Origin of the sequence: Rhodoferax aquaticus (assembly GCF_006974105.1) — a bacterium.
In the GTDB taxonomy this organism is placed as follows: domain Bacteria; phylum Pseudomonadota; class Gammaproteobacteria; order Burkholderiales; family Burkholderiaceae_C; genus Allorhodoferax; species Allorhodoferax aquaticus_A.
In genome coordinates this window covers 852,834-874,807 of the sequence record NZ_CP036282.1, presented here as the reverse complement: position 1 = coordinate 874,807, position 21,974 = coordinate 852,834, and the positions used below count along the sequence as shown (strand labels likewise).

General features: G+C 56.3%; 22 protein-coding genes. 6 read left to right on the top strand and 16 right to left on the bottom strand.

Going from position 1 to position 21,974, the window contains the following annotated elements; translation table 11 throughout:
- Nucleotides 1-4: 4 nt before the first annotated feature.
- From EXZ61_RS04130 to EXZ61_RS04085, 10 genes are all read right to left on the bottom strand, one after another.
- Nucleotides 5-544, bottom strand: a complete 540-nt coding sequence (locus EXZ61_RS04130; RefSeq protein WP_237219083.1) for a DUF4442 domain-containing protein — start codon at nucleotides 542-544, stop codon at nucleotides 5-7.
- A 10-nt stretch (nucleotides 545-554) separates the two neighbouring features.
- Nucleotides 555-2,954, bottom strand: coding sequence for a 3-hydroxyacyl-CoA dehydrogenase/enoyl-CoA hydratase family protein (locus tag EXZ61_RS04125; RefSeq protein ID WP_142809300.1), 2,400 nt, complete (start codon nucleotides 2,952-2,954; stop codon nucleotides 555-557).
- A 14-nt stretch (nucleotides 2,955-2,968) separates the two neighbouring features.
- On the bottom strand, nucleotides 2,969-3,403 hold the full coding sequence (locus EXZ61_RS04120) for a DUF2147 domain-containing protein (RefSeq protein WP_142809298.1): 435 nt from the start codon (nucleotides 3,401-3,403) through the stop codon (nucleotides 2,969-2,971).
- 45 nt (nucleotides 3,404-3,448) lie between these two features.
- Complete coding sequence (locus EXZ61_RS04115) at nucleotides 3,449-5,245, bottom strand: acyl-CoA dehydrogenase C-terminal domain-containing protein (RefSeq protein ID WP_142809296.1); 1,797 nt, start codon at nucleotides 5,243-5,245, stop codon at nucleotides 3,449-3,451.
- A gap of 45 nt (nucleotides 5,246-5,290) precedes the next feature.
- Nucleotides 5,291-5,971, bottom strand: a complete 681-nt coding sequence (locus tag EXZ61_RS04110; protein WP_142809295.1) for a TetR/AcrR family transcriptional regulator — start codon at nucleotides 5,969-5,971, stop codon at nucleotides 5,291-5,293.
- A 109-nt stretch (nucleotides 5,972-6,080) separates the two neighbouring features.
- Complete coding sequence (slmA, locus tag EXZ61_RS04105; protein ID WP_142809293.1) at nucleotides 6,081-6,773, bottom strand: nucleoid occlusion factor SlmA; 693 nt, start codon at nucleotides 6,771-6,773, stop codon at nucleotides 6,081-6,083.
- A gap of 54 nt (nucleotides 6,774-6,827) precedes the next feature.
- On the bottom strand, nucleotides 6,828-8,276 hold the full coding sequence (locus EXZ61_RS04100; protein WP_142809291.1) for a sensor histidine kinase: 1,449 nt from the start codon (nucleotides 8,274-8,276) through the stop codon (nucleotides 6,828-6,830).
- Nucleotides 8,273-8,974 carry a response regulator gene (locus EXZ61_RS04095; RefSeq protein ID WP_142809289.1) on the bottom strand — a complete coding sequence of 234 codons (702 nt, stop codon included), beginning with the start codon at nucleotides 8,972-8,974 and terminating at the stop codon, nucleotides 8,273-8,275. Before EXZ61_RS04095 ends, EXZ61_RS04100 begins: the two co-directional genes overlap by 4 nt.
- 57 nt (nucleotides 8,975-9,031) lie before the next feature.
- Nucleotides 9,032-9,904 carry an acetylglutamate kinase gene (argB, locus tag EXZ61_RS04090; RefSeq protein ID WP_142809288.1) on the bottom strand — a complete coding sequence of 291 codons (873 nt, stop codon included), beginning with the start codon at nucleotides 9,902-9,904 and terminating at the stop codon, nucleotides 9,032-9,034.
- 317 nt (nucleotides 9,905-10,221) lie between these two features.
- A complete protein-coding gene (locus EXZ61_RS04085; RefSeq protein ID WP_142809285.1) occupies nucleotides 10,222-10,581 on the bottom strand; it encodes an H-NS histone family protein in 360 nt (119 codons plus the stop codon).
- 400 nt (nucleotides 10,582-10,981) lie between these two features.
- Between EXZ61_RS04085 and EXZ61_RS04080 the strand changes: the two genes are divergently transcribed.
- From EXZ61_RS04080 to EXZ61_RS04065, 4 genes are all read left to right on the top strand, one after another.
- Nucleotides 10,982-11,482: a phasin family protein gene (locus EXZ61_RS04080; RefSeq protein WP_142809282.1), complete on the top strand. Its 501-nt coding sequence runs from the start codon at nucleotides 10,982-10,984 to the stop codon at nucleotides 11,480-11,482.
- 193 nt (nucleotides 11,483-11,675) lie between these two features.
- Nucleotides 11,676-12,923 carry a patatin-like phospholipase family protein gene (locus EXZ61_RS04075; protein WP_142809280.1) on the top strand — a complete coding sequence of 416 codons (1,248 nt, stop codon included), beginning with the start codon at nucleotides 11,676-11,678 and terminating at the stop codon, nucleotides 12,921-12,923.
- An 11-nt stretch (nucleotides 12,924-12,934) separates the two neighbouring features.
- Nucleotides 12,935-13,591 carry a TetR/AcrR family transcriptional regulator gene (locus EXZ61_RS04070; RefSeq protein WP_142809278.1) on the top strand — a complete coding sequence of 219 codons (657 nt, stop codon included), beginning with the start codon at nucleotides 12,935-12,937 and terminating at the stop codon, nucleotides 13,589-13,591.
- 28 nt (nucleotides 13,592-13,619) lie between these two features.
- Nucleotides 13,620-14,411 (top strand): tetratricopeptide repeat protein, encoded by a 792-nt coding sequence (locus tag EXZ61_RS04065; protein ID WP_142809276.1) that lies wholly within the window; start codon nucleotides 13,620-13,622, stop codon nucleotides 14,409-14,411.
- 22 nt (nucleotides 14,412-14,433) lie between these two features.
- On the opposite strand, the gene EXZ61_RS04060 is transcribed toward EXZ61_RS04065, so the two are convergent.
- Nucleotides 14,434-15,864 (bottom strand): wax ester/triacylglycerol synthase family O-acyltransferase, encoded by a 1,431-nt coding sequence (locus EXZ61_RS04060; RefSeq protein ID WP_142814092.1) that lies wholly within the window; start codon nucleotides 15,862-15,864, stop codon nucleotides 14,434-14,436.
- A 262-nt stretch (nucleotides 15,865-16,126) separates the two neighbouring features.
- On the opposite strand from EXZ61_RS04060, the gene EXZ61_RS04055 reads away from it, so the two are divergent.
- Complete coding sequence (locus EXZ61_RS04055) at nucleotides 16,127-16,381, top strand: acyl-CoA-binding protein (protein WP_142809274.1); 255 nt, start codon at nucleotides 16,127-16,129, stop codon at nucleotides 16,379-16,381.
- A 59-nt stretch (nucleotides 16,382-16,440) separates the two neighbouring features.
- Here the strand turns inward: EXZ61_RS04055 and EXZ61_RS04050 are convergent, their stop codons facing one another.
- A complete protein-coding gene (locus EXZ61_RS04050) occupies nucleotides 16,441-16,761 on the bottom strand; it encodes a polyhydroxyalkanoic acid system family protein (RefSeq protein ID WP_142809272.1) in 321 nt (106 codons plus the stop codon).
- 21 nt (nucleotides 16,762-16,782) lie between these two features.
- On the opposite strand from EXZ61_RS04050, the gene EXZ61_RS04045 reads away from it, so the two are divergent.
- On the top strand, nucleotides 16,783-17,112 hold the full coding sequence (locus tag EXZ61_RS04045; protein WP_237219082.1) for a DUF1840 domain-containing protein: 330 nt from the start codon (nucleotides 16,783-16,785) through the stop codon (nucleotides 17,110-17,112).
- 87 nt (nucleotides 17,113-17,199) lie between these two features.
- Here the strand turns inward: EXZ61_RS04045 and EXZ61_RS04040 are convergent, their stop codons facing one another.
- The 4 genes from EXZ61_RS04040 to EXZ61_RS04025 form a co-directional block, all read right to left on the bottom strand.
- Nucleotides 17,200-18,171, bottom strand: coding sequence for a tripartite tricarboxylate transporter substrate-binding protein (locus EXZ61_RS04040; protein WP_142809270.1), 972 nt, complete (start codon nucleotides 18,169-18,171; stop codon nucleotides 17,200-17,202).
- 102 nt (nucleotides 18,172-18,273) lie between these two features.
- Entirely contained in the window at nucleotides 18,274-19,527 is a 1,254-nt protein-coding gene (locus EXZ61_RS04035) for a phenylacetate--CoA ligase family protein (protein WP_142809267.1), read from the bottom strand.
- An 87-nt stretch (nucleotides 19,528-19,614) separates the two neighbouring features.
- The gene (locus tag EXZ61_RS04030) at nucleotides 19,615-20,424 is read right to left on the bottom strand and encodes an ABC transporter ATP-binding protein (RefSeq protein WP_142809266.1); all 810 of its coding nucleotides are present in this window, start codon (nucleotides 20,422-20,424) and stop codon (nucleotides 19,615-19,617) included.
- Nucleotides 20,425-20,616: 192 nt separating this feature from the next.
- A complete protein-coding gene (locus EXZ61_RS04025; protein ID WP_142809263.1) occupies nucleotides 20,617-21,945 on the bottom strand; it encodes an ABC transporter substrate-binding protein in 1,329 nt (442 codons plus the stop codon).
- Nucleotides 21,946-21,974 lie beyond the last annotated feature (29 nt).

Sequence of the window (21,974 nt, the reverse complement as noted above, 5' to 3'; positions counted from 1 at the left end):
TCCTTCAATTCTTGCGTGGGCCGGACGGTATCCAGGCCCAGATAAATTCGCATTCAATCGGCTGCGCGCCGGATTCGTCGCTGACGTGCACCGCCACGGTGACCTCGCCCTTGTCGGTTTGCTGCATGAGTGCGCGCTGCGCATCGGTCAGCACCGCCACGGCGCGCATGGCGCCTTGGGTGCGTTTTTTGAAGCTCACCTTGAGCTCTTTGGCCAGCGGCAGGCAGTCGTCACGCACGTTCATGCCCACCACCATGCCGGTGGCGGTTTCAGCCAGCAGCGTCATGGCGGCGGCGTGCACGCCATGGATATGGTTTTGCACGCGGCGCTCGTTGGCAATGGCAATCTCAACGCGGTGCGGCGCCATCTCTACATACTGCAAGCCTGCGGTACCGGTAAAGGGCACCGCGCGGCGCAGCACCACGTTGCGCGCCCAAGCACGGGCAAAGCGCGGCACTTGGTCAAGCTGGCGCAGCGAGCGCACCAAGCGGTTGGGCTTGGCTTGCTCGGGCGTAGAACCTGCGGTGTGCGCAGTGCTAGACACGGCAACCATCTCAGTTGCGCACCGGTTTGCCGGTGGACATCATGCCCATGATGCGCTCTTGGGTTTTGGGGTGGGTCAAGAGCGAGGTAAACGCTTTGCGCTCCAAGGCCATGAGGTATTCCTCAGTGACCAAAGTGCCCGCGTCTACATTGCCACCGCACACCACCTCAGCAATCAAGCTGGCAATGTGGAAGTCGTGGGCGCTGATGAAGCCGCCGTCACGCATATTGACCAATGAGCCTTTGATGGTGGCAATACCACTGCGCCCCGCCACGGCAAACTGGCGCTTGTGCGGCGCACGGTAGCCTGCGGCGTACATGGACTTGGCTTCGTTGATGGCCACAAACAAGAGCTCGTCTTTGTGGGGCACCACGATGTCGCTGTCGAGCAGGTAGCCCAGCTTGCGGGAATCCAGCGCGCTGGTGCCCACTTTGGCCATGGCGGCGGCAGTAAAGCCTTCGGTCAAGAAAGGAACCAAGTCTTTGCCTGTGGAGCTTGCTATATTTTCTGCAGCACGCCGCGCAATATAGGTGAGCCCGCCAGCCCCGGGAACCAAGCCAACGCCCACTTCCACCAGACCGATATAGCTTTCCATAGCCGCCACACGGCGGCTGGAGTAAATGGCGAGTTCGCAACCACCGCCCAAAGCCAAGCCGCGAATGGCGGAGATGACCGGCACATTGGAGTAGCGCAGCTTGAGCATGGCTTTTTGCAGCTCGGCTTCGGCACCGTCGATGGCTTTGGCGCCGCCCATCATGAAGGCGGGCAGCATGGACTGCAGATCTGCGCCTGCGGAGAACATCTCATCGGGCGACCAGATCACCAAGCCTTGGTAGTCTTTTTCAGCCAGCGCTTGCGCTTGCAACAAGCCTTCAATGACTCCGCCACCGATGGCGTGCATCTTGGTCTTGATGCTGGCGATGACGACTTGGTCGTCCAAGGTCCACAGGCGAATGGATTCGTCTTCGAACAGGGTTTTGCCCGCAGTTTCAGCTTGCGGGGCTTTGGCGCCCAGCACGCTCTCAGGGAAGTGCTGGCGTTGGTACACGGGCAGCTGGCGCACTGGCACAAAGGTGCCGGTACTGGGGTTCCACGAACCGGCAGGTGTGTGCACACCACCGGCGTCGGCCACAGGGCCTTTGAACACCCATTCAGGCAAAGGCGCTTTGCACAGGGCTTTGCCTGCGTCAATGTCTTCTTGCACCATCTTGGCCACTTCGAGCCAGCCGGCTTCTTGCCACAGCTCAAACGGGCCTTGCTTCATGCCAAAGCCCCAGCGCATGCAGAAATCCACATCGCGGGCATTGTCCGCAATCGATGCCAAATGGATGGCGGCGTAGTGGAAGCTGTTGCGCAAAATGGCCCACAAGAACTGGCCTTGCTTGCCTTCGGCATTGCGCAGCAGCTTCATGCGCTCGGCAGCAGGCTTTTTGAGCATGCGTGCGTAGACCTCGTCCGCCTTTTGGCCACCGGCGACATAGTCTTTGCTAGCGGCATCAAAGCGCAACACCTCACGGCCCACCTTTTTGAAGAAGCCCGCCTTGGTCTTTTGACCGAGGTTGCCCATCTCCAGCAGGGTTTTGAGCACGGTGGGGGTGGCAAAGCTTTCGTAGAAAGGATCGGTCTCCAAGCTCAAGGTGTCTTGCAGCGTTTTGATCACATGGCCCATGGTGTCCAGGCCCACCACGTCTGCCGTGCGGAAGGTACCGCTGGAGGCGCGGCCTAGCTTTTTGCCAGTCAGGTCGTCCACCACGTCGTAGGACAGGCCAAAATTTTCCACCTCTTTCATGGTGGCCAACATGCCTGCAATGCCCACGCGGTTGGCAATGAAGTTGGGAGAGTCTTTGGCACGCACCACGCCTTTGCCCAGGGTGCTGGTGACAAAGCCTTCCAGCGCGTCAAGGTAAGCGCCTTCGGTGGTGGGGGTGTTGATCAACTCCACCAAGGCCATGTAGCGCGGTGGGTTGAAAAAATGGATGCCGCAAAAGCGGGGTTTGATGTCCTGGGGCAGCGCCTCAGACAGTTTGGTGATCGACAGCCCCGAGGTGTTGGACGCCACGATGGTGTGGGCGCCAATGTAGGGGGCAATCTTGGTGTAGAGGTCCAGCTTCCAGTCCATGCGCTCGGCTATGGCCTCGATGATGAGGTCACAGTCGCGCAGTTGCTCGAGGTGCTCTTCGTAATTGGCTTGACCAATCAAGGCAGCGTCTTCGACCACACCCAGAGGTGCGGGCTTGAGCTTTTTCAGGTTGTCGATGGCTTTGCTGACAATGCCATTTTTAGGACCTTCTTTGGCGGGCAAATCAAACAGCACCACAGGCACTTTGACGTTGACCAGGTGCGCTGCAATCTGCGCACCCATCACGCCAGCGCCCAGTACGGCGACTTTACGAACTTGAAAGCGGGACATAACTCTTCCTCAATTTATTGAACGCGGATCCAAACTTGGGTTCGGTAGAAGAACCCGATGTAGCCGCGCATTTCGATCTTTTTGCCACCTTCGATGGGAGTCATGGTCATCTTGTAGGTCTTGCCGGAGCTTGGCTCCACGATGGTGCCGCCTTCCCACAAGTCTTTACCGTCAGCCTTCTTCAGGCCACGGATGATTTCCAAGCCCACCATGGGTTGGTCTTTGCGGTCGTCCTTGCATTCCACACATTTTTCGTCAGGGCGCGCTTTGGGGTCGAGCACCTTTTCAATCTTGCCGGAGATGACGCCATCGTTCTCGACGATGCGGATTTCAGACTTGGCGGTGCCGTCTTTGTCGTCAATCGTTTTCCAAAGCCCCACAGGGGTCATCTGCGCCATGGCAGACACAGAACACATACCCAAAGCGATAAACCATGCTGAACGAACCATTTGTAGTCTCCTCGTTGTAAAAGTGTGAAAAGGACGTAGCGGGCTTTATGCGAATACGGCGTCGGTGTCCATCAGTACTTTGGAACCAGCGCGCGCAGTACGCATCAAGGTTGCGGTTTCAGGGAAAAGCTTGGCAAAGTAGAAACGCGCAGTCTGCAGCTTAGCGACATAGAAGGGGTCTGTGTTGCCTGCTGCAATTTGACGCAATGCGACTTGGGCCATGCGTGCAAAGAAATAGCCAAACACCAGGTGGCCTGCCACGCGCAAGTAGTCCACCGCAGCAGCCCCTACCTCGTCGGGGTTTTGGAAGCCTTTGAAGCCGATCTCGGTGGTGAACTTGGTCATTTGCTCACCCAACACCGCGATGGGGTTGATGAACTCAGCCATCTTTTCGTTCACGCCTTCTTCGGCCACCAAAGCACCTACCAACTTGCCAAACTTTTTGAGTGTGGCGCCGTTGTTACCCAAGATCTTGCGGCCCAACAGGTCCAATGACTGAATGGTGTTGGTGCCTTCGTAAATCATGTTGATGCGGTTGTCACGCACAAACTGCTCCATACCCCACTCTTTGATAAAGCCATGGCCGCCAAATACTTGCATGCACGCGTTGGTTGCAATGTGGCCGTTGTCGGTCAGGAAAGCCTTGGCAATGGGGGTGAGCATGGCCAGCATTTCGCCGGAGTCGTTGCGCACTTTTTCATCAGGGTGGTTGTGCTCTTTTTCCAGCAACATCGAGCAATAGGCTTGCAGTGCGCGGCCACCTTCAGCATAGGCTTTGGCGGTGAGCAACATCTTGCGCACGTCTGGGTGCACGATGATGGGGTCAGCGGGCTTGTCTTTGGCTTTAGGGCCCGTCAAAGAGCGCATTTGGATGCGGTCTTTGGCATAGGCCAAAGCGTTTTGGTAAGCCACTTCGGTCAAGCCCAGAGATTGGTTGCCCACGCCCAAGCGTGCGGCATTCATCATCACGAACATGCCTTGCATGCCCTTGTTGGGCTGGCCCACCATGGTGCCTACAGCGTTGTCCAGCACCATTTGGCAAGTCGCGTTGCCGTGGATGCCCATTTTGTGCTCCAAGCCGCCGCAGTAGATGCCATTGCGCTCGCCCAAGCTTCCGTCCTTATTGACCAACACTTTGGGCACGATGAACAAACTCACGCCTTTGATGCCGGGAGGCGCATCGGGCAAGCGTGCCAACACCAAATGGATGATGTTGTCTGTCATGTCGTGTTCACCAGCGCTGATGAAAATCTTGTTGCCGGTGATGCGGTAGGTGCCGTCGGCCTGTGGCTCGGCTTTGGTGCGCATCAGGCCCAAGTCAGTGCCGCAATGCGGCTCGGTCAGGCACATGGAGCCAGTCCATTCGCCGGTCGTCATTTTGGGGAGATAGGTCGCCTGTTGCTCAGGTGTGCCGTGAGCTTCCAAGGCAGCATACGCGCCGTGGGTCAAGCCGGGGTACATGGTCCAGGCTTGGTTGGCGCTGTTGAGCATTTCGTAGAACGAACCATTCACAACATAGGGCAAGCCTTGGCCGCCGAACTCAGGCGCGCAGCCGAGTGCAGCCCAGCCACCTTCGATGTATTGCTTGTAGGCTTCTTTAAAGCCCTTGGGTGTGGTGACCGCGTGGGTAGTTTGGTCGATCTTGCAGCCTTCTGCGTCGCCGCTGATGTTCAGGGGGAAGGCCACTTCAGCGGCGAACTTGCCGCCTTCTTCCAACACTGCGTTGATGGTGTCGGCGTCGATATCGGCGTGCTTAGGAATCTGCTTGAAGTCATCAGAGACTTTGAGCACTTCATGCAGCACAAACTGCATATCACGCAAGGGTGGGTTGTAAGTAGGCATGCTGTTTACTCCTTAGGAAACTGGGGAATGAAGGGTTGCTTGGGCTTAGGCGGTTGAGGCATCCACGCCATAACGCACCAGAATGTTTTGAAAGCCTGCGTTGGCGCGCTCGATAGAGCCCGGGTTCTTGAGAAACCGGGCCTCATAGTGGAGCGCCAAGATAAGGCCATGAATCTCAAATGCCATTTGCTGCTCATCGGCATCTGGCCGCAGATGGCCACATTGCTTGGCAAGCACGACCGCTCTGTGCAGTCCGTTGAGCCAAGTCTGTACGGAAGTCGCCAGGGCATCACGGACAGGGCCTGGGCGGTCATCAAACTCAACCGCGCCGCTGATGAATATGCAGCCCGACTGAATCTCTACGGCAACGCGCTTCATCCAGTTCCCGAAGAGTGCTTTGACACGCGGCAGCCCCCGTGGCTCGTGCAAGGCGGGGTAGAAGATTTCTTGCTCAAACCTGCTGAAGTACTCACGTATGACAGAGATTTGCAACTCTTCGCGGGAGCCAAAGTGGGCAAAAACGCCTGACTTGCTCATGCGCGTGACTTCGGCCAGAACGCCAATGCTGAGGCCTTCAAGGCCAATTTGCGTGGCGAGCCCCAAAGCCGCTTCGACGATAACCGCCTTGGTTTGTTGACCCTTCAGCGAAGCGCGTGCGGATTGGGAGCGCACAGCCGATACCGGCGATATGCGCTCTAAGGGGACGCTTGCAGGGTGCGAAGACATGAGGCAGGAACTCACAAAATAGTACGATCGTGCTATTTTGCAGCATTTCTGCAATCACCGCAAAAACAATCTCAGGCTCTAGGGCTTTTCATCTAAGCCCACAGCGGGTTTACCCGAGCATTAAATGCAGGCAGGCATCCAACTTTTCGGTCGGCAAACGCTTAAAGCCTGAACGAACGAAGCGTTGCAAGCGCCCCATGGAGAAGGAAACGAGGACAGAGGCTCGCAACGCAGCGTCCACCTTGGGTGCGTTGTCCGCATGGTCGACGGCCTCGGCACGCAAACACTGCTTCAACGAACTCTCGACTTTGTCGAAAAATTGGTTCATTCGGGCGTGCAGACGTTCGTTTTCGAAAACCAATGCGTCGCCGACCATGACACGCGCCATCCCAGGGTTTTTTTCGGCGAACTGCAACAGCATGGCAACAATCGTGGCCGCCTGCCGCAAACCCAAACCGTGCGACCCCTCACTTTGACCGGCGTCGCGCAGAACGATTTGATTGACCAGCGTAAACACCGACTGCTCAATGAAGTCAATCAGCCCCTCAAACATCTGCGCCTTACTCGCAAAGTGGCGATACAAGGCCGCTTCACTAACTTGGAGTTTGGCGGCCAAAGAGGCTGTGGTGATTCGCTCACCATCCGGGTGCTCCAACATAGTCGCCAATGCCTGCAGGATCTGCACCCGTCGCTCACCTGGTTTGGGGCGCTTTCGCCCCACGGCTGGAGGCGAAATCTCTTGCGGTATGTCCAGCGCTTGGGCAGTGCTTTCGTCAAGAATGGTGGTGGGCGTGTCAGACATGGTGATTGGGGTTGAGCTTCGGAAGATTCTCGCACAGCCCTTGGCGGCGAAAGGCTACGTTGCCAGCTCCAAACGAACCAGCAGCCCTTGCCCTTGGCCGCCTGTCTTGAGCTGCAAATGGCTATGGTGCAGCAACGCGACCTCCTGAGCGATCGCTAGGCCCAATCCATTGCCCTCTTCCTCAACACCCTGGATACGGTAAAAGCGTTCCAACACGAATGCACGCTCCCCCATTGGAATGCCTGGGCCATCATCTTCCACCTCCAAAAACGCATGCGTTTGCGCGGACTCTGCAAGATAGCTTGTGCCGCAACGCAGGGTCACACGCCCTGATGCCGGTGTGTATTTCAGTGCGTTATCCAACAGGTTGGACAACAGCTCGCGAAGCAGCCACTCGTAGCCGCTGACGTGTGCAGGATGCAGCTCTAAGCCAAGGTCAATATTTTTGCGAGCGGCAATGTCGAGGTAATGCTCCAGCAGCGCCTCGCACAATTGCGGCAAGTCAACCCGCTGCATGGGCTGCATGTATGCACTGCGCGCATCCACACGCGACAGCGCTAACAGCTGATTAGCCAACTGTGAAGTGCGCCTAGCTGCATCTCTCAGCTTGAGTACTTGCTCTGCGCGCAAGGTAACGTGGGTTAGCGCCCCCTGCGTGGAGGGATCATGCATCCCCACCGCTCTGTCCCTCCAGTCGGCTTGCCCTCCACCATTCACGGTTTGAGCCCATGCCTCGACTTGGGCCTGCAGGCCGGCAAGTGGCGTTCGCAACTGATGTGCGGCATCTGCGATGAAGCGTGCCTGGCCTTGCGCCTGTGCATCTAACAATCCGAACACCCTGTTAATGGCCTCAACCAAGGGGCGAACTTCGTCTGGCGATGCCTCAAGGTCAATCGGCGAAAGGTCTTTGGGAGAGCGCCTCTCAACCGCATCTTTGAGCTGAATCAAAGGCCCAAGGGCTACGCGAATGGCCCAACTGAAAGCCAAATAACCGAAGATAGCCAAGGTCACGTTCGGCAATACCACTTTGAGCACGAGCTGAAGCAACCATTGCTGTCGTGTATCCGACCCGTCGGACAAGCGAACAACCATCTCCCCCGCCGACGTGAACACTCTTTGGCTAATGACTCGGTACAGAACCCCACCATACTCGTCACTGTAAAACTCAGGCTCCCGAGTAGTAGGCAAAGGGGCATCGAGCCACCGATCGCCAAGGAGTACTTGGCCATCCAAGTCGAGGATGGCCCACGCTGCATTGGCGCCTCGGCCGTCGAGGAACTCTTCCAGAGGAGGCGCCATCAGCATTTGAGGCGGTGCGTCGGCGCGGGGCCCGGCACCCACAATGGAGTCCGCCAACAAGGGGACAAGCGCAAGTAACTGCTTGTCTTTTTCCAGTGCTGCGCTGTCAGCAAGTCGGTAGTCAAACCACGTGTTGAGCGCTGCCAAAAATAGCAAAGGCAGCAGCAAAAGCACCAAGAGGCGCCGTTGCAACCCTGACTTCATGCCGTGACCGGGTCGGCGGCAATCAACTCTAGCCGATAGCCAAATCCACGAATCGAACGCAACGCAATGCCGTGAGGTTCAAGCTTGCCCCGCAGCCTAGAGATATAGACCTCTATGGCATTGGGCGTGATTTCTTTGTCCCACCCGGTCAGCGCTTGCAGCAACTTGTCTTTGTTGGCTGGCTTTGGGGCTTGCAGCAATAAGTACTCCATGACCGTCCATTCGCGAGGGCCGAGTTCAACAATCGTTGTGCTTGCATTTGCGTGGCGAATGCAAGCGAGGCGTTTGGCTGTGTCGAGTTCTAAAGGACCAAAAGTCAACGTGGCCGAAGTTGCAGCCTGCGAGCGTCGCAACAACGCACGCAGTCGGGCCAGTAGTTCAGGCAGCTCGAACGGCTTGATCATGTAGTCGTCTGCCCCCATATCCAGCCCTTGCACGCGGTCCTGCAAGGCATCGCGCGCTGTCAGTATGAGCACTGGCATGGCATGCCCACGCTGCCGCAAGCGCTGCGTCAACTGCAGCCCGTCCATGGAAGGTAAACCAATATCAATCAGCGCAACATCGAAGGCTTCGCTCCCCGTAACCTCTAAGGCACGCTCAGCACTGCCAACCCAGTCCACCGCATAGCCTGCATCCGACAATCCAAGCTTGATGCCGCTGGCCACCATGACATCATCTTCAACCAGTAGGAGTCGCATATCGTCCCTATCACCCTTGCGATGAAGCGCGGCCCAGGTATTTAGAGTGGCCGACCATCAGTGGGCGCGAATCATGGTCCCAAAGGCCTGGTTCGTCAAAATTTCAAGAAGCAATACGTGAGGGACGCGGCCGTCAATAATGTGAACCGAGTTCACTCCACTCTTGGCGGCATCTAAAGCCCCACTTATCTTGGGTAGCATCCCGCCGCTGATTGTCCCGTCGGCAAACAGCTCGTCAATGCGCTGCGCCGTTAGATCCGTCAGCAAGTCACCATTTTTATCCAGCACGCCACTGATGTTGGTCAGCATCATGAGTTTTTCCGCTTGCAGCACCGTCGCAAGCTTAGCCGCTACGACATCCGCATTGATGTTGTAGCTTTCGTTTTGCTCCCCAAATCCAATGGGGCTGATCACCGGGATGAACGCATCGTCTTGCAAGGCTTTGACGACGCTTGGATCAACACTCACGATATCACCCACTTGCCCTACGTCATGCTCTACGTTTGGATTGGTGCTGTCCAACATCTTGAGTTTTTGGGCGCGAATCATGGCGCCGTCACGCCCCGTCAAACCCACAGCCTTGCCGCCGGCTTGGTTGATCAGGCCGACAATGTCTTGCTGCACCTCGCCACCCAGCACCCACTCCACCACTTCCATGGTTTCGGCATCCGTAACTCGCATACCTTGAATGAACTCGCCTTTCTTTCCCAAGCGCTTCAGTGCATTCTCAATCTGAGGTCCACCGCCGTGAACAACCACAGGGTTAATACCGACGAGCTTTAACAGCACGACATCTTCCGCAAACGCCTTTTGGAGAGAGGGATCCGTCATGGCGTTACCACCATACTTAATGACCATGGTCTTGCCATGAAACTTACGGATATAGGGAAGGGCCTGGGCCAGAGTTTGGGCTTGATCGTTGGTTTGCATAGAGGGCTATTTCCGTACACGACTAGAAGGGACCCTGCGATATTACCTTGGCGGCTGCGTTGGACAAGGCACATCCCAAGCTCAACCTGATTCAGTAAACCTGAACAAGGCGCACCCTCGCCAAAGAGCGAGATGGGGTTATCTGAAGTGTGGCGCTGCTATACAGAGACGCAAATTTCTGTTCTTATTCAAAACAGTATTGCAGCAACGCGATTTCAAGCGAACTGATTTCACAGCGACTCCAAATTTCGAAAAATTTGGAGTCGCTGTGGCCAATGGGGGTTCGGAGCAAAACCGAAACCCCATATAGCGAATACTTAAGCAGTAATTGCGAAGTCTTCTTTATTCTTGCCGTCTGCCACCAAAGTAGCGAGCCAACGCGGCGTCAAGCCACGGCCCGACCAGGTCTCACCATTGGGTCCACGGTATTTTGCGGCAACTGAACTGATAGAGCTTCGCTTTTTGCTTGAATCTGCTGAAGCTTCTGCACTGCCAGCCCTTGCTTTTCCGCGCAAAGCTGCGGGCAGCAAAGAATTTAAGTCGTTGACCGAAATCCCAAAGGCTTGCATTTTCGCAACGATATCTTGCACCGCTGCGTCCAACTCCTTTGCTTTGATTTCCGCCTCTTGGGCTTGCAACTGTTTGATTTGGGCTTGAATTTCCGACAGAGTAGCCATTGTTTTCCTTTTTGAAACTAATACTTAGGTTAATGCAAATGTGCCAACCGTGCATCCAACACACAATTACTTGGAGATTCTACAAAAGAATAGTGCACTCACTCAAGTAAAAGTCGCAGCAAAAACAAGTTCATGCTCTGTAGGGCTTGAAAAGAATACCAATACCGATCATCTTTTGGGATTATTGACACGCTATTGCGAGTTTGTCGATTCGGTGACTCAGTTAAGCCTCGCCTGTCCCAACAGAATCTCTCCTAGCCTCAAGAACTTTACACAGAGCGCCGCACGGCAGTGGCATTTGAAAATAGACTAGAGTCCCAACTGTTTCAGTTCGGCAGACAAACACAAATACCCTGTGTAACATCAAGCATCGGCCATTCTCATAAAACATGGAGCAAACATGGTTACCAAAACTAAGAATTCAAAGTCTTCTGGCTCATCTGACGCCTCGCGTGGGGGCTCCGTGAAAGACTCTGCCCAACAAATTTGGCAGGCTGGGCTGGGTGCCTTTACGAAGGCGCAAGTGGAAGGAGTCAAGGCTATTGAATCTTTGGTCAAAGACAGCGCAACGATGCAACGGAAAACCAAGTCAGTGGCGGAGGAAAAACTCACCGAAGCGACATCCAAAGTGTCTTCAATGGCCTCCGAAATTTCGTCCAAAGCGTCTGGGCAGTGGGACAAGTTGGAAAGCATCTTTGAAGAGCGCGTCGCCAAAGCTCTGAACAAGCTTGGAGTTCCCTCTGCGAAGGACGTGAATGCGCTGATTGCACGTATTGATGCATTGAACCTCACAGTCCAACAGCTATCCAAAAAACCGCAAGCACCCACACCCGCCAAAGTCGCCAAGCCAGCGGCAGCCAAGAAAGTAGGAGCCACTGCAAAGAAGAAAGCGCCCAAGTAGCTCCGTGACGGTTTGGGGACGTTGGGGCAGTCAAAGCCTTCGTGCCCGGGTTCTTGTGATGCCCATTCACTCGGCCTGTGGACGCAAGATGTCCCACAGAGCCCTTGTGGGATCACTCATGTCGAGTGTCCGCATGGATTACCTTGCTGCAACGCAACAATAAAAAGTACTCACGCACCCTACACTGTTGGGTATGAAAGAAAGCAGCTCATCTCGTCCTAAGATCGCATTGGCCCTGTCTGGCGGCGGCCCTTTGGGGGCAATTTACGAGATTGGTGCCATGTGCGCCTTAGAGGAGTCATTGCAGGGTGTAGACCTGACCGCCTTAGATCACTACGTGGGCGTCTCCGCCGGTGGCTTCATTGTTGCAGCGATGGCAAATGGAATGGGGCCACGCGAACTTTGTGCATCGTTTATTGAAAACGATGCGACGCCCTCTGAAACGTTTGACCCATCCTGGCTCATGCAGCCAGCGTATGGTGAATTTGTGCGCAGAGGCATTATGTTGCCCGGCTTGCTTTTGTCAGCACTTTGGCACATCTCGTTTGGCCGAAAACCCTTGCTGCGGACTCTAGAGCGCTTAAGTGCAGCGCTACCGACGGGCGTGTTCTCCAACCACCAAGTTGACACGCAGTTAGCGAGGCTGTTTAGTCAGCCGGGGCGGACCAACGATTTTCGAAAACTCAAGACCAAGTTGACGCTCGTTGCCACCAATTTGGACAGCGCACAAGCCGCTCCGTTTGGACGGCCGGGTTGGGACCACGTTCCCATTTCGCAAGCAGTGCAAGCCAGTTCAGCGCTGCCTGGTTTGTTCCCACCGGTGGAGATTGATGACCAATACTATGTGGATGGCGCACTGAAAAAAACTATGCATGCGTCGGTGGCTTTGGATGATGGCGTAGATCTCATGATCTGCCTCAACCCCTTGGTTCCGTTTGATGCCAGTCTGCCCCACACTGCACGGGTGATGCAAAGTGGCCTGCCTGCCGAGAAAAGGCGAATCCCCCGCGTGGTCGATGGGGGCTTGCCTTCGGTACTGAGCCAGACCTTTCGCTCCATGATCCATTCCCGCATGGAACTTGGCATGAAGCACTATGCGCATGCCTATCCCAACACCGACATTGTGCTCATTGAGCCAGACCATCGAGACCCGGAGCTTTACCTCGCCAACACGTTCAGCTATGCGCAACGCCGACAACTAGCGGAACATGCGTACCAGCAAACACGTAGTTTGCTGCGCTCGCGCAAAACGGGTTTGTCGAAGACATTTGCACGGCACGGTATCACCCTCAACCATGAGGTCTTGGATGATCCCAAGCGCCAACTCTGCGCCCCCCTCAAACACACCACCCGAATTGGCAAGGCAATTGCTACCCTCCAAGAGGTCATGGACGACCTGAGTGACGCGGTCGCACATCGCACGCCCCCCCAAACCCACTGAGAGTGCCCCCTATGGTCAAAAAAGCACCCCGCCGCACTGCCGAACGCATTTTGGAAGTTACTTTGGAGCTGTTTAACCGGTTTGGCGAGCCCAATGTCTCAACCACCCTCATCTCCGCAGAGCTCAACATCAGCCCTGGCAACCTCTACTACCATTACCCTGCAAAAGACGAACTCATTAACTCATTGTTTGATCGGTACGAAAAATCGCTCAATGAGTTAATCAATGCCAGCGATGATGTGCGCGATGTGGAGGATGCATGGTTCTTCATGCACACCTTGTTTGAGTTGATTTGGCAGTACCGATTTTTATACCGTGACCTCAACGACTTGTTGAGTAAAAACCGGCGTTTAGAAACCCACTTTCAATCGGTACTAAAAAACAAGACCCGCTCCATCAAGGCCATGCTTGACAGCATGAGCCGCGCTGGGTCCATCCAGATAGACTCACGAGAAGCCGAACCCACAGCGACCAGCATGGTGGTGGTGCTCACGTATTGGCTTAGTTTTGAGTATGTGCGTGATCCCCGCAATGCTTTGGAGCCAGGCAGTGCGCAAGCAGCCCTGCTGCGCGGCGCTCACCATGTTTTAAATCTGCTGGTGCCCTATTTGGAACCACAGCAACGCGCCCACTTGCAGACCCTGGTTGGTGCGTACGCTTCCACTTAATGCCACTTGCTGTAACCCTGTGTGGACCATGAAGCACTGGAACACGTTTTCCTGCTCTCAGGACTACCTCTTTGATGCACAGCGGGTTCGCTCGCAGTGGGCTTGCTTGCACCTGAGTGACCAAGAACCACTGCCTGAAAACCCCGACGTCTTGGCCGCCTGGGCTTTGTTTCATAGCGGCAAATTCCAAGCAGCGACTGAGTTGGGCTTAAGTGCCGGCATGACAGGAATGACGGTAGCCAATAAAGCTACTTGCATCTATGCCAACTACCTTGAGCCTAAAGAGTCCAACAAGCTGCGACTTCTCCAAGAAGTGGCGGAACGCGCGCAAGAACAGTCAACTGTCCAACCGAACAACGCCAATGCTTTCTACTGGAGAGGCTACGCGCTGGGGCGGTATAGCCAAGGTATCAGTGTTGCCAAAGCGCTGGCCCAAGGCTTGGGTACCAAGGTCAAGGCGGCACTAGACGCCACCATACAGTTGCAACCCCACCATGCAGACGCGCACTTCGCCATGGGCACCTTTCATGCAGAAGTGATCGACAAAGTGGGGGTACTCATCGGGCATATGACCTACGGGGCGAAAAAAGACACCTGCCTGCAGCTGTTTAAGCGCGGCCTCACCTTGGCACCGCGATCGCGCATTGGACTGATTGAATACGCAAACGCCTTGGTCATGCTGGAAGGCGAAGACCGGTTGGCAGATGCAACGCGCCTGTATGAGCAGAGTGCAGCACTCACTCCCAACGATGCCTTAGAGCACTTGGATGTGGAAATGGCAAAAGCGGAGTTGGCAGAGAACGCAAAGCCCCTTCGCTGAGGCGGCAGTTCCCCACCGCATTTCAGTCGGCTTGCTCGCCCCAAGGTAGCATCAACGTCAGCAGCGTCAGCTTGTCAAACTCGGGGGCAAATTCATTGATGATTTGCTGGGGGTCAGGGCACAAAATTGCGTCCGACACAATGCCAAACTGCACGCCCCCACCGTAGCTCAAAATGGATATTCCCAAGCCAACCGTTCCGCTTTGGGGCACCCAAAACAAAGACTCCTCAATGGTTGCACCACAAATACTGAGCTTGGTGCGCGGCCCGGGTACATTGGTTAACACTGCTGTGGTTTTCTTCGAGAACAAACTCAGCATGGCATCTTGAGCTGGCTTGATCAACAGTCCAGCCACCGCGAGCATGCCAAACGCCAACAACGGCTGCATGCTGCCTTTAAGGTCCCGCATGCGCTTACGGACCTCCAGAACACGTTCCACGGGGTTAGAGATACCAATGGGAAGGACCACGGGTGCCAAGCCAAACTGGTTTCCCAGCTTGTACGCTTGGTCCAGCGGGCGCAAGTTTACGGGCACCATGGCTCTGATCTCTTTGCCTTGCACGGCATCACCTTGTGCGCGCAAGTACTGCCCAATGGCACCTGCTACGCAACTCATCAAGACATCGTTGATCGAGCACTGCAAAGCTTTGCCTACCGCCTTTACTTCATCCAAAGGGATAGGGGCACACCATGCAACCCGCTTCACTACACCGGGCTGGCCTTTGAGTCGAGTGGCAGAGTCGTCAGCCATCAGCGCGAGGGCGGCTACGTCGCTGGCGGCGTGGTATGCCAGCTTGGCAAGATCAACCGACCCATGGACTCCCGACTCCACACCTTTGTGAGGATCCAACAGCATCTCCAGCGAACGCACAGCCCCATCGCCTGCAGCTCCCAACGCCTTGACCGTCATATCGGTAAATGGACGCAAGATTGCCTCGGACAACCAATCTTCTACCCCTTCCAAACCCTCACGCCTGGGCGCAGCCTCGTGGCGTGGGGGCGCGCCGCCACCATCTACCAAGGACTGGGTCACGGAGATAAGTGCAATACCGTCAGCAATGCAATGGTGAATGCGCACCATGAGAGCGGAACCACCTTTGTAGTCTTCAACCAAATGAAACTGCCACAGTGGGTGACGCTTATCTAAGGGCAACATGGTGAGTTGCGCCAACCGTTCTTGCAACGCTTCTTGCGCATCCCCGCCGGGTGGAACTTGCAAACTCTCGGCTATGACATGTCGGTCGACATCAAATGCACTATCCAAAACCCAAGAGGCCCCAGACGAATCTTCGACAGCACACTGCACGAAGCGCGGGTAATGCAACAGGCGCTCCCGCACGCGTTGCCTTAGATCGGCCAATGAAAGTCCGGGGTGAATCACCCACACTCCGACAATCATCATCAAGTTGCATGCCGAATCCATGCGCAGCCAAGCAGTGTCTACTTTGCTCATGCGTTCAGCGTGCAAACCCGCCGAAGCTTCGGGAGATGAGGCCTGTGCTGTGTGTGATGACGCTTTGACGCGGGTAACCATGTGGACTCCGTAAGTAAACAAGCTGCCCCGCGTGCGCACATCGGTCTGAGCGAAAAAATAGGCTTGGGGTATACGCCCTATTTTGCGGGTAAAACGCACCGTAAGATAGGCACCTGACACCACGCGACCTAGGCACGCGTGGTGCAGCAAGCACAACAACACAGCAACCGGAGATCGAACCATGGCCAGTTTAAAAGCGCAGTTTGAAGCAGCAGTCGCAAATTCCAAGAATCTGAGCGAGCGTCCTGACAACAACACCCTGCTCAAGATCTATGCCTTGTACAAGCAAGCCACCGTAGGCGACAACGCTGAAAAAAAACCTGGCTTCACTGACTTGGTCGGCCGCGCAAAATGGAGCGCTTGGGACGACCTCAAAGGCACAGATGCCAAAGCCGCCATGCAGCAATACATCGACCTGATTGAGTCACTGAGCTAATCTGCCACCTTCGCCCATCAGTAAAGCGCGAGCAGCTACAAAAATCGTAGCGAAGCGCTTTATTTTTTCTTGGGTTTAGCGTTTCCAGCTTGCTGGGACAGCAAAGCATCGAGGTTCTTAACGATCTCGGCCTCTATGCGATCCTTAAAGGCGCCTAGCAAGAAACCTAACTTGGCGTCCAATACAAAGCGGCTGGGCTCTACATGGAGTTGTCCGTTCACGCCGGATCGTGTAAACGTCACCTCATCGGCAGCATCACCCTCTTCATAGGTGCACTCCATAGAAAACTCTTGCTCTACTTGCTCTGCCCATGCCATGGCAATTTTGCGAGCTGCATCCAGGCCTAAGGTATGTTCGCGTTCAATATGCAGATTGGCCATTCACCACTCCTATCAGCTGTTATGTATAAATTCAAATCCAAAGCCGCAGCAGACGTCATCATGTTGGACGCCAGTGCACAACACCTGCTGCGTATTATTGGCAAAGACGATACCGCAGATTTTGTCAAGGGCATTCTCCTTCCTGCAGATATGCCGGGTGCGATCAATGCCTTAGAAAAGGCCGTCGCTCACGAAGAAGCTGAGCGAGCCCAAAAAGCGAAAGAGGCGCTCGCTAGGGGTGAAACACCGGCAAGAGTGGAGGGAGTGACCTTACGACAACGCACAACGCCTTTCATTGCGATGCTAGAGCGCTGTCACAAGGCCGATAAAGACATTGTGTGGGGCGTGTGAACCAAGCAAAGTGCAGAGCGCCCACTCTAGGGTGCAGACTCCGGACAAGCCCTGCGCTAATCAGGCAAGGCTTGCCTTCGGGATGCGTTAGTCCGCGTAGACGCCAGCGGCTTTGATAATGGGCGTCCACTTGGCAATTTCAGCCGCCACAAACTTTTTATGCTCCGCCGCATCGACCCGCTTGTCCGTAATGATGACAGCGCCCAAAGCCTCTTGCTTTTTGATGAACTCGGGGTCTTTCAAGGCGACCTTGAGCGCGGCATGGATCTTGGCTTGCACGTCGGCGGGCGTACCTTTGGGGGCATACAGACCATGCCAAATCGTCACTTCAAAACCCTTCAGACCCACGTCTTGCAATGTGGGCAAGCTTTTCAGCGCGGGGGTAGTAAGCGGCTTGGCCGTGGTCACGCCGTAAGCAATCACCTTCTTGGCTTCAATTTGCTGGGTGGTGTTGGTGGTTTGGTCACACATCAAATCGATCTGGCCTCCCATCAAATCGGTCATGGCAGGGGCCGTGCCTTTGTAGGGTACCGTGGTCATATCGATCTGCACCGCGTTTTGAAACAGCAGTCCACACAGATGCGAGGCAGAGCCAATGCCAGCGTTGCCCAAGTTGATCTTGCCTTTGTTTTGGTTGAGCCAAGCGCTTAATTCTTTGTAGTTTTGCGCAGGCAAACTGGGCCGGCCCACCAGGGTCATGGGCACATCGTTGATCATGCCCAAATACTCAAAGTCAGACTCCACTTTGAAAGGCATGGTGCGCAACAAGGCGGGCATGGTGGCCATGGCAATGTGGTTGAGCAACAAGGTGTAGCCGTCTGGAGCCGCTTTCGCAACCTTGCTGGTACCAATGGAACTACCAGCACCCGCTACGTTGTCAATAATGATGGCAACATCCCCCAGAGGTTTGCGCATGGCTTCGGCCAAATCACGAGCGACACGGTCGGTAGGCCCCCCTGCGGCAAAGGGCACTACGATATTGATAGGTTTGGAAGGATAAGTCTGCGCCCCAGCAAGTCCCGCGGCCAAGGTCGCAATGGCCAACACTACTTTTTTCATGGTTTGTCTCCGGTTAGTCAAGGGCACAAGGGTACCCAAGGCTGCAGCCCTTCACATCGCGGAAACTACTTAGGCCCCACCATCGGTCAGGTTTTGGACAGCTTAGCGGTAGCTGCGTGCGTCTTCGATGACTTTGCCGTCATTGGGCAGACTTCCGGGAGGCAGCAACTGCACGTCGCCGCGCAGTTTGGTCACCTCACGCACCGCATCAGCCACGCGTTGCGCCAAGCCTTCGGGCTGGCCTGCCACCTCCAGCATCAGGGTCATCTGGTCGTTGGCCATTTCACCGCTGACCACCAGACGGGCCTTGTGCACTTCGGGGAAACGCTTGGCCACTTCGTCCACCTGCTTGGGGTGCACAAACATGCCGCGCACCTTGGTGGTTTGGTCGGCACGACCCATCCAGCCTTTGATGCGGGTATTGGTGCGCCCGGTCGGGCACTGCCCGGCCAGCACGGCTGACAGATCGCCGGTACCGAAACGGATCAAGGGGTAGTCCGGGTTCAAGCTGGTCACCACCAACTCGCCCACCTCGCCTTCAGGCACCGGGTCACCGGTGCCGGGCCGCACGATCTCCACGATCACCTGCTCATCCAGCACCAAGCCTTCGCGTGCACGGGTCTCATAGGCAATCAGACCCAGGTCCGCTGTGGCGTAGCACTGGTAACCATCCACGCCGTGGGCAGTAAACCAGTCGCGCAACGAAGGTGGAAACGCTTCGCCACCGAACATGGCTTTGCGCACGGTGGGCAGGGCCACACCCATTTCCAGTGCCTTCTCAAGAATGATTTTCAGAAAACTCGGTGTGCCGATGTAACCCGCAGGCTGTAACTCGGCCATGGCCTGAACCTGCTGCTCGGTCTGACCGGTGCCGCCGGGAAACACCGTGCACCCCAAGGCATGGGCACCTGTCTCCATCATGGAGCCGGCAGGCACAAAGTGGTAGCTGAAGCTGTTGTGAATCAGCTCGCCGGGGCGAAAGCCCGCCGCGTAGATGGCCCGTGCCATGCGCCAGTAATCGCGCGCTGTGCCCTCGGGTTCGTAGATGGGGCCCGGGCTGGCAAACACGCGGGTCATGGCGCTACCGAACCCAATGGCACTGAAACCACCGAACACGTTCCCGCCCTGTTGGCGCGCAGCCTGCTGCAGCGCCTGCAATTCGGATTTGCGGGTCACCGGCAGGCGGGCGAGTGCCGCACGGTCAGTAATGCTGGCAGCGTCCACGCCCTGCAGGATGGAGGTAAACGCCGGGCTGTGTTGCTGCGCGTGGGCAACCTGCCGGGGCAGTGCCGACATGTGGGCAGCATCGCGCTCGGCCTGCGAACGGATTTCCAGGGCGTCGTAGGCGGGGGTCATAGGCTCTCCGTCAGCTGGTTTGCTATTATTTCAGGAGCTACTCACGCACAGTGGATGTGCGCCAGAAGCACTTTTTGATCAAAAAAATCAGGCCAACCAGCGCTTGCGGCGCTTGTAGCTCTTCACGTCTTTGAAGCTCTTGCGTTCACCGCCACCCACACCAAGGTAGAACTCCTTGACGTCTTCATTGCTGCGCAAGTCAGCGGCTGCGCCGTCCATCACCACGCGTCCGCTTTCCATGATGTAGCCGTAGTCGGCATATTTCAGGGCCATGTTGGTGTTCTGCTCGGCCAGCAGAAAGGTGACTTTCTCTTTGGCGTTGAGGTCTTTTACGATCTCGAATACCTCTTCCACGATCTGTGGCGCCAGTCCCATGGAGGGCTCATCCAGCAGCACCATGCTGGGGTTGGCCATGAGCGCGCGGCCGATGGCGCACATCTGCTGCTCACCACCCGAGGTGTAGGCCGCCTGGCTGGTGCGGCGGGTTTTGAGGCGAGGAAAGTAGTTGTAGACCTTCTCGAGGTTAGCCGCCACCTCGGCCTTGCTCTTGCGGGTGTATCCGCCGGTCAGCAGGTTTTCTTCAATGGTCAGGTGGGCAAAACAATGCCGCCCTTCCATCACCTGCACCACACCGCGTTGCACCAAGTCGGCAGGGCTCAGGTTTTCGATGCGTTCACCGCGCAGCTCAATGCTGCCCTTGGTGACCGCACCGCGCTCACCCGCCAACAGGTTGGACACGGCGCGCAAGGTCGTCGTTTTGCCCGCCCCATTGCCCCCGAGGATGGCCACGATGCCGCCCTCAGGCACCTGAAGGGAAACCCCCTTGAGCACCAGGATGACGTGGTTGTAAATGACCTCGATGCCATTCACGTTGAGAACGATGTTTTTCGGTTCCATAACTCAGCCTTGTTGACCAGATGAAAGCCCCGATGCACGACGCTTTCATCTGCAGAGTGGCAAGCGGAGCAAGCCACTCATCAGGATCAGGGACACCGTGGAACAGGCTGGGCCCGGCCACCGGTGTCGTCCCCCTTCCCGCGCGCAGCGAGAGAGAAGGGGGAAGCGGCAAAGCCGCTCAGGGGGTTAACCTCAGGACTGGCAGTCCGCAGGCGTGCGCGGGGTCAGCTTCTTATCTGCCGCGTACTTAGCGGCCGTAGCCTTGACCAGAGGTTTGATGATCTGCTCATCACCCTGCAGCCAATCGGAGGTGAACTGCCACTTGGCTCCGTCCCACGTGTGAATGCGCGCCCACGCAGCGCCCATATGGTCCACGCAAGAAGTGCTGATCGGGCGCATCACGCCCGCAAAGCCCAATGCATCCAGCTTGGGCTGGGTCAGGTTCAGGTTCTCCAGACCCCAACGGATTTGCTCACCGGTCATGACCTTGCCTTTGCCGAAGCGGTCTTGCGCCGAACGCACACCTTCTATGGCCAGCATGGCACTCATAGCACCGCGCATGTAGAGCACTTGGCCGACTTCGTCTTTGGGTCCGGTACCTTGGCCCTTGTCGTGCACCATGGCCATCACGTCCTTGACCAGCTTGGACTGGGGTTCGGCACCGTGCTGCATAGTCACCGCGTTGTAGCCCTTGGCGCCTTCCGCAACGTCTTTCACGTCTGGCTCAGCGCCGGCCCACCACACGCCGTACATCTTCTCGCGGGGGTAGCCGGTGGCTTGCGCTTCCTTGATGGCGGTGGAGTTCATGATGCCCCAGCCCCACAGGACCACGTAGTCAGGACGGTTCTGGCGCACTTGCAGCCAGGTGGCTTTTTGCTCCACGCCGGGGGCCGTGACGGGCAACAGCGTCAGGTTGAAACCGTGCATGGCCGCACGCTCTTGCAACAAGGGGATAGGCTCTTTGCCGAACGGGCTGTCATGGTAGACCAGCGAAATCTTCTTGCCCTTGAGCTTGTCGAAACCGCCCTCCTTCTTGGCGATGGCTTGCATGATGGCGTCTGCGGCCACCCAGTAAGTGCCGGCAATCGGGAAGTTCCACTTGAAGACGGAACCATCGGCGCTCTCGCTGCGGCCGTAACCCACCGTCACCACAGGGATCTTGTCCGCAGGTGCTTTTTCGGTAATCGCGAAAGTCGCGCCAGTGGACAGAGGTTGCACAAACGATGCACCCTTGCTTTTGAGGCGCTCATAGCACTCCACGCTGCGGGCCGTGTCGTAACCGGTTTCGCATTCTTCAAAGCTGAACTTCACCCCATTGATGCCGCCGCGGGCATTGGTGAGCTTGATGTAGTCCACATAGCCGTTGGCCCAGGGCACACCGTTGGGCGCGTAAGGCCCGGTGCGGTAGGACAGCACCGGAATGAACTGCTCCTTGGCTTGCGCGAAAGCATTGCCTGCCATCAGGCCGGATGCACCGGCAGCCACCAGAGTGCTTGCGAGTACGAGTTTAGAAAGCTTCATGTGTCTCTCCTGTAGTAAGTGGTTGAAGC

What these genes read in the sequence shown, in the direction of transcription:
- argB (WP_142809288.1), bottom strand. Translation starts at nt 9,904, where the DNA reads ATGCAAACCAACGATCAAGCCCAAACTCTGGCCCAGGCCCTTCCCTAT.
- EXZ61_RS04060 (WP_142814092.1), bottom strand. Translation starts at nt 15,864, where the DNA reads ATGAGCAAAGTAGACACTGCTTGGCTGCGCATGGATTCGGCATGCAAC.
- slmA (WP_142809293.1), bottom strand. Translation starts at nt 6,773, where the DNA reads ATGTCTGACACGCCCACCACCATTCTTGACGAAAGCACTGCCCAAGCG.
- EXZ61_RS04085 (WP_142809285.1), bottom strand. Translation starts at nt 10,581, where the DNA reads ATGGCTACTCTGTCGGAAATTCAAGCCCAAATCAAACAGTTGCAAGCC.
- EXZ61_RS04120 (WP_142809298.1), bottom strand. Translation starts at nt 3,403, where the DNA reads ATGGTTCGTTCAGCATGGTTTATCGCTTTGGGTATGTGTTCTGTGTCT.
- EXZ61_RS04065 (WP_142809276.1), top strand. Translation starts at nt 13,620, where the DNA reads ATGAAGCACTGGAACACGTTTTCCTGCTCTCAGGACTACCTCTTTGAT.
- EXZ61_RS04075 (WP_142809280.1), top strand. Translation starts at nt 11,676, where the DNA reads ATGAAAGAAAGCAGCTCATCTCGTCCTAAGATCGCATTGGCCCTGTCT.
- EXZ61_RS04030 (WP_142809266.1), bottom strand. Translation starts at nt 20,424, where the DNA reads ATGGAACCGAAAAACATCGTTCTCAACGTGAATGGCATCGAGGTCATT.
- EXZ61_RS04055 (WP_142809274.1), top strand. Translation starts at nt 16,127, where the DNA reads ATGGCCAGTTTAAAAGCGCAGTTTGAAGCAGCAGTCGCAAATTCCAAG.
- EXZ61_RS04080 (WP_142809282.1), top strand. Translation starts at nt 10,982, where the DNA reads ATGGTTACCAAAACTAAGAATTCAAAGTCTTCTGGCTCATCTGACGCC.
- EXZ61_RS04100 (WP_142809291.1), bottom strand. Translation starts at nt 8,276, where the DNA reads ATGAAGTCAGGGTTGCAACGGCGCCTCTTGGTGCTTTTGCTGCTGCCT.
- EXZ61_RS04115 (WP_142809296.1), bottom strand. Translation starts at nt 5,245, where the DNA reads ATGCCTACTTACAACCCACCCTTGCGTGATATGCAGTTTGTGCTGCAT.
- EXZ61_RS04070 (WP_142809278.1), top strand. Translation starts at nt 12,935, where the DNA reads ATGGTCAAAAAAGCACCCCGCCGCACTGCCGAACGCATTTTGGAAGTT.
- EXZ61_RS04125 (WP_142809300.1), bottom strand. Translation starts at nt 2,954, where the DNA reads ATGTCCCGCTTTCAAGTTCGTAAAGTCGCCGTACTGGGCGCTGGCGTG.
- EXZ61_RS04095 (WP_142809289.1), bottom strand. Translation starts at nt 8,974, where the DNA reads ATGCGACTCCTACTGGTTGAAGATGATGTCATGGTGGCCAGCGGCATC.
- EXZ61_RS04025 (WP_142809263.1), bottom strand. Translation starts at nt 21,945, where the DNA reads ATGAAGCTTTCTAAACTCGTACTCGCAAGCACTCTGGTGGCTGCCGGT.
- EXZ61_RS04050 (WP_142809272.1), bottom strand. Translation starts at nt 16,761, where the DNA reads ATGGCCAATCTGCATATTGAACGCGAACATACCTTAGGCCTGGATGCA.
- EXZ61_RS04045 (WP_237219082.1), top strand. Translation starts at nt 16,783, where the DNA reads ATGTATAAATTCAAATCCAAAGCCGCAGCAGACGTCATCATGTTGGAC.
- EXZ61_RS04035 (WP_142809267.1), bottom strand. Translation starts at nt 19,527, where the DNA reads ATGACCCCCGCCTACGACGCCCTGGAAATCCGTTCGCAGGCCGAGCGC.
- EXZ61_RS04040 (WP_142809270.1), bottom strand. Translation starts at nt 18,171, where the DNA reads ATGAAAAAAGTAGTGTTGGCCATTGCGACCTTGGCCGCGGGACTTGCT.
- EXZ61_RS04110 (WP_142809295.1), bottom strand. Translation starts at nt 5,971, where the DNA reads ATGTCTTCGCACCCTGCAAGCGTCCCCTTAGAGCGCATATCGCCGGTA.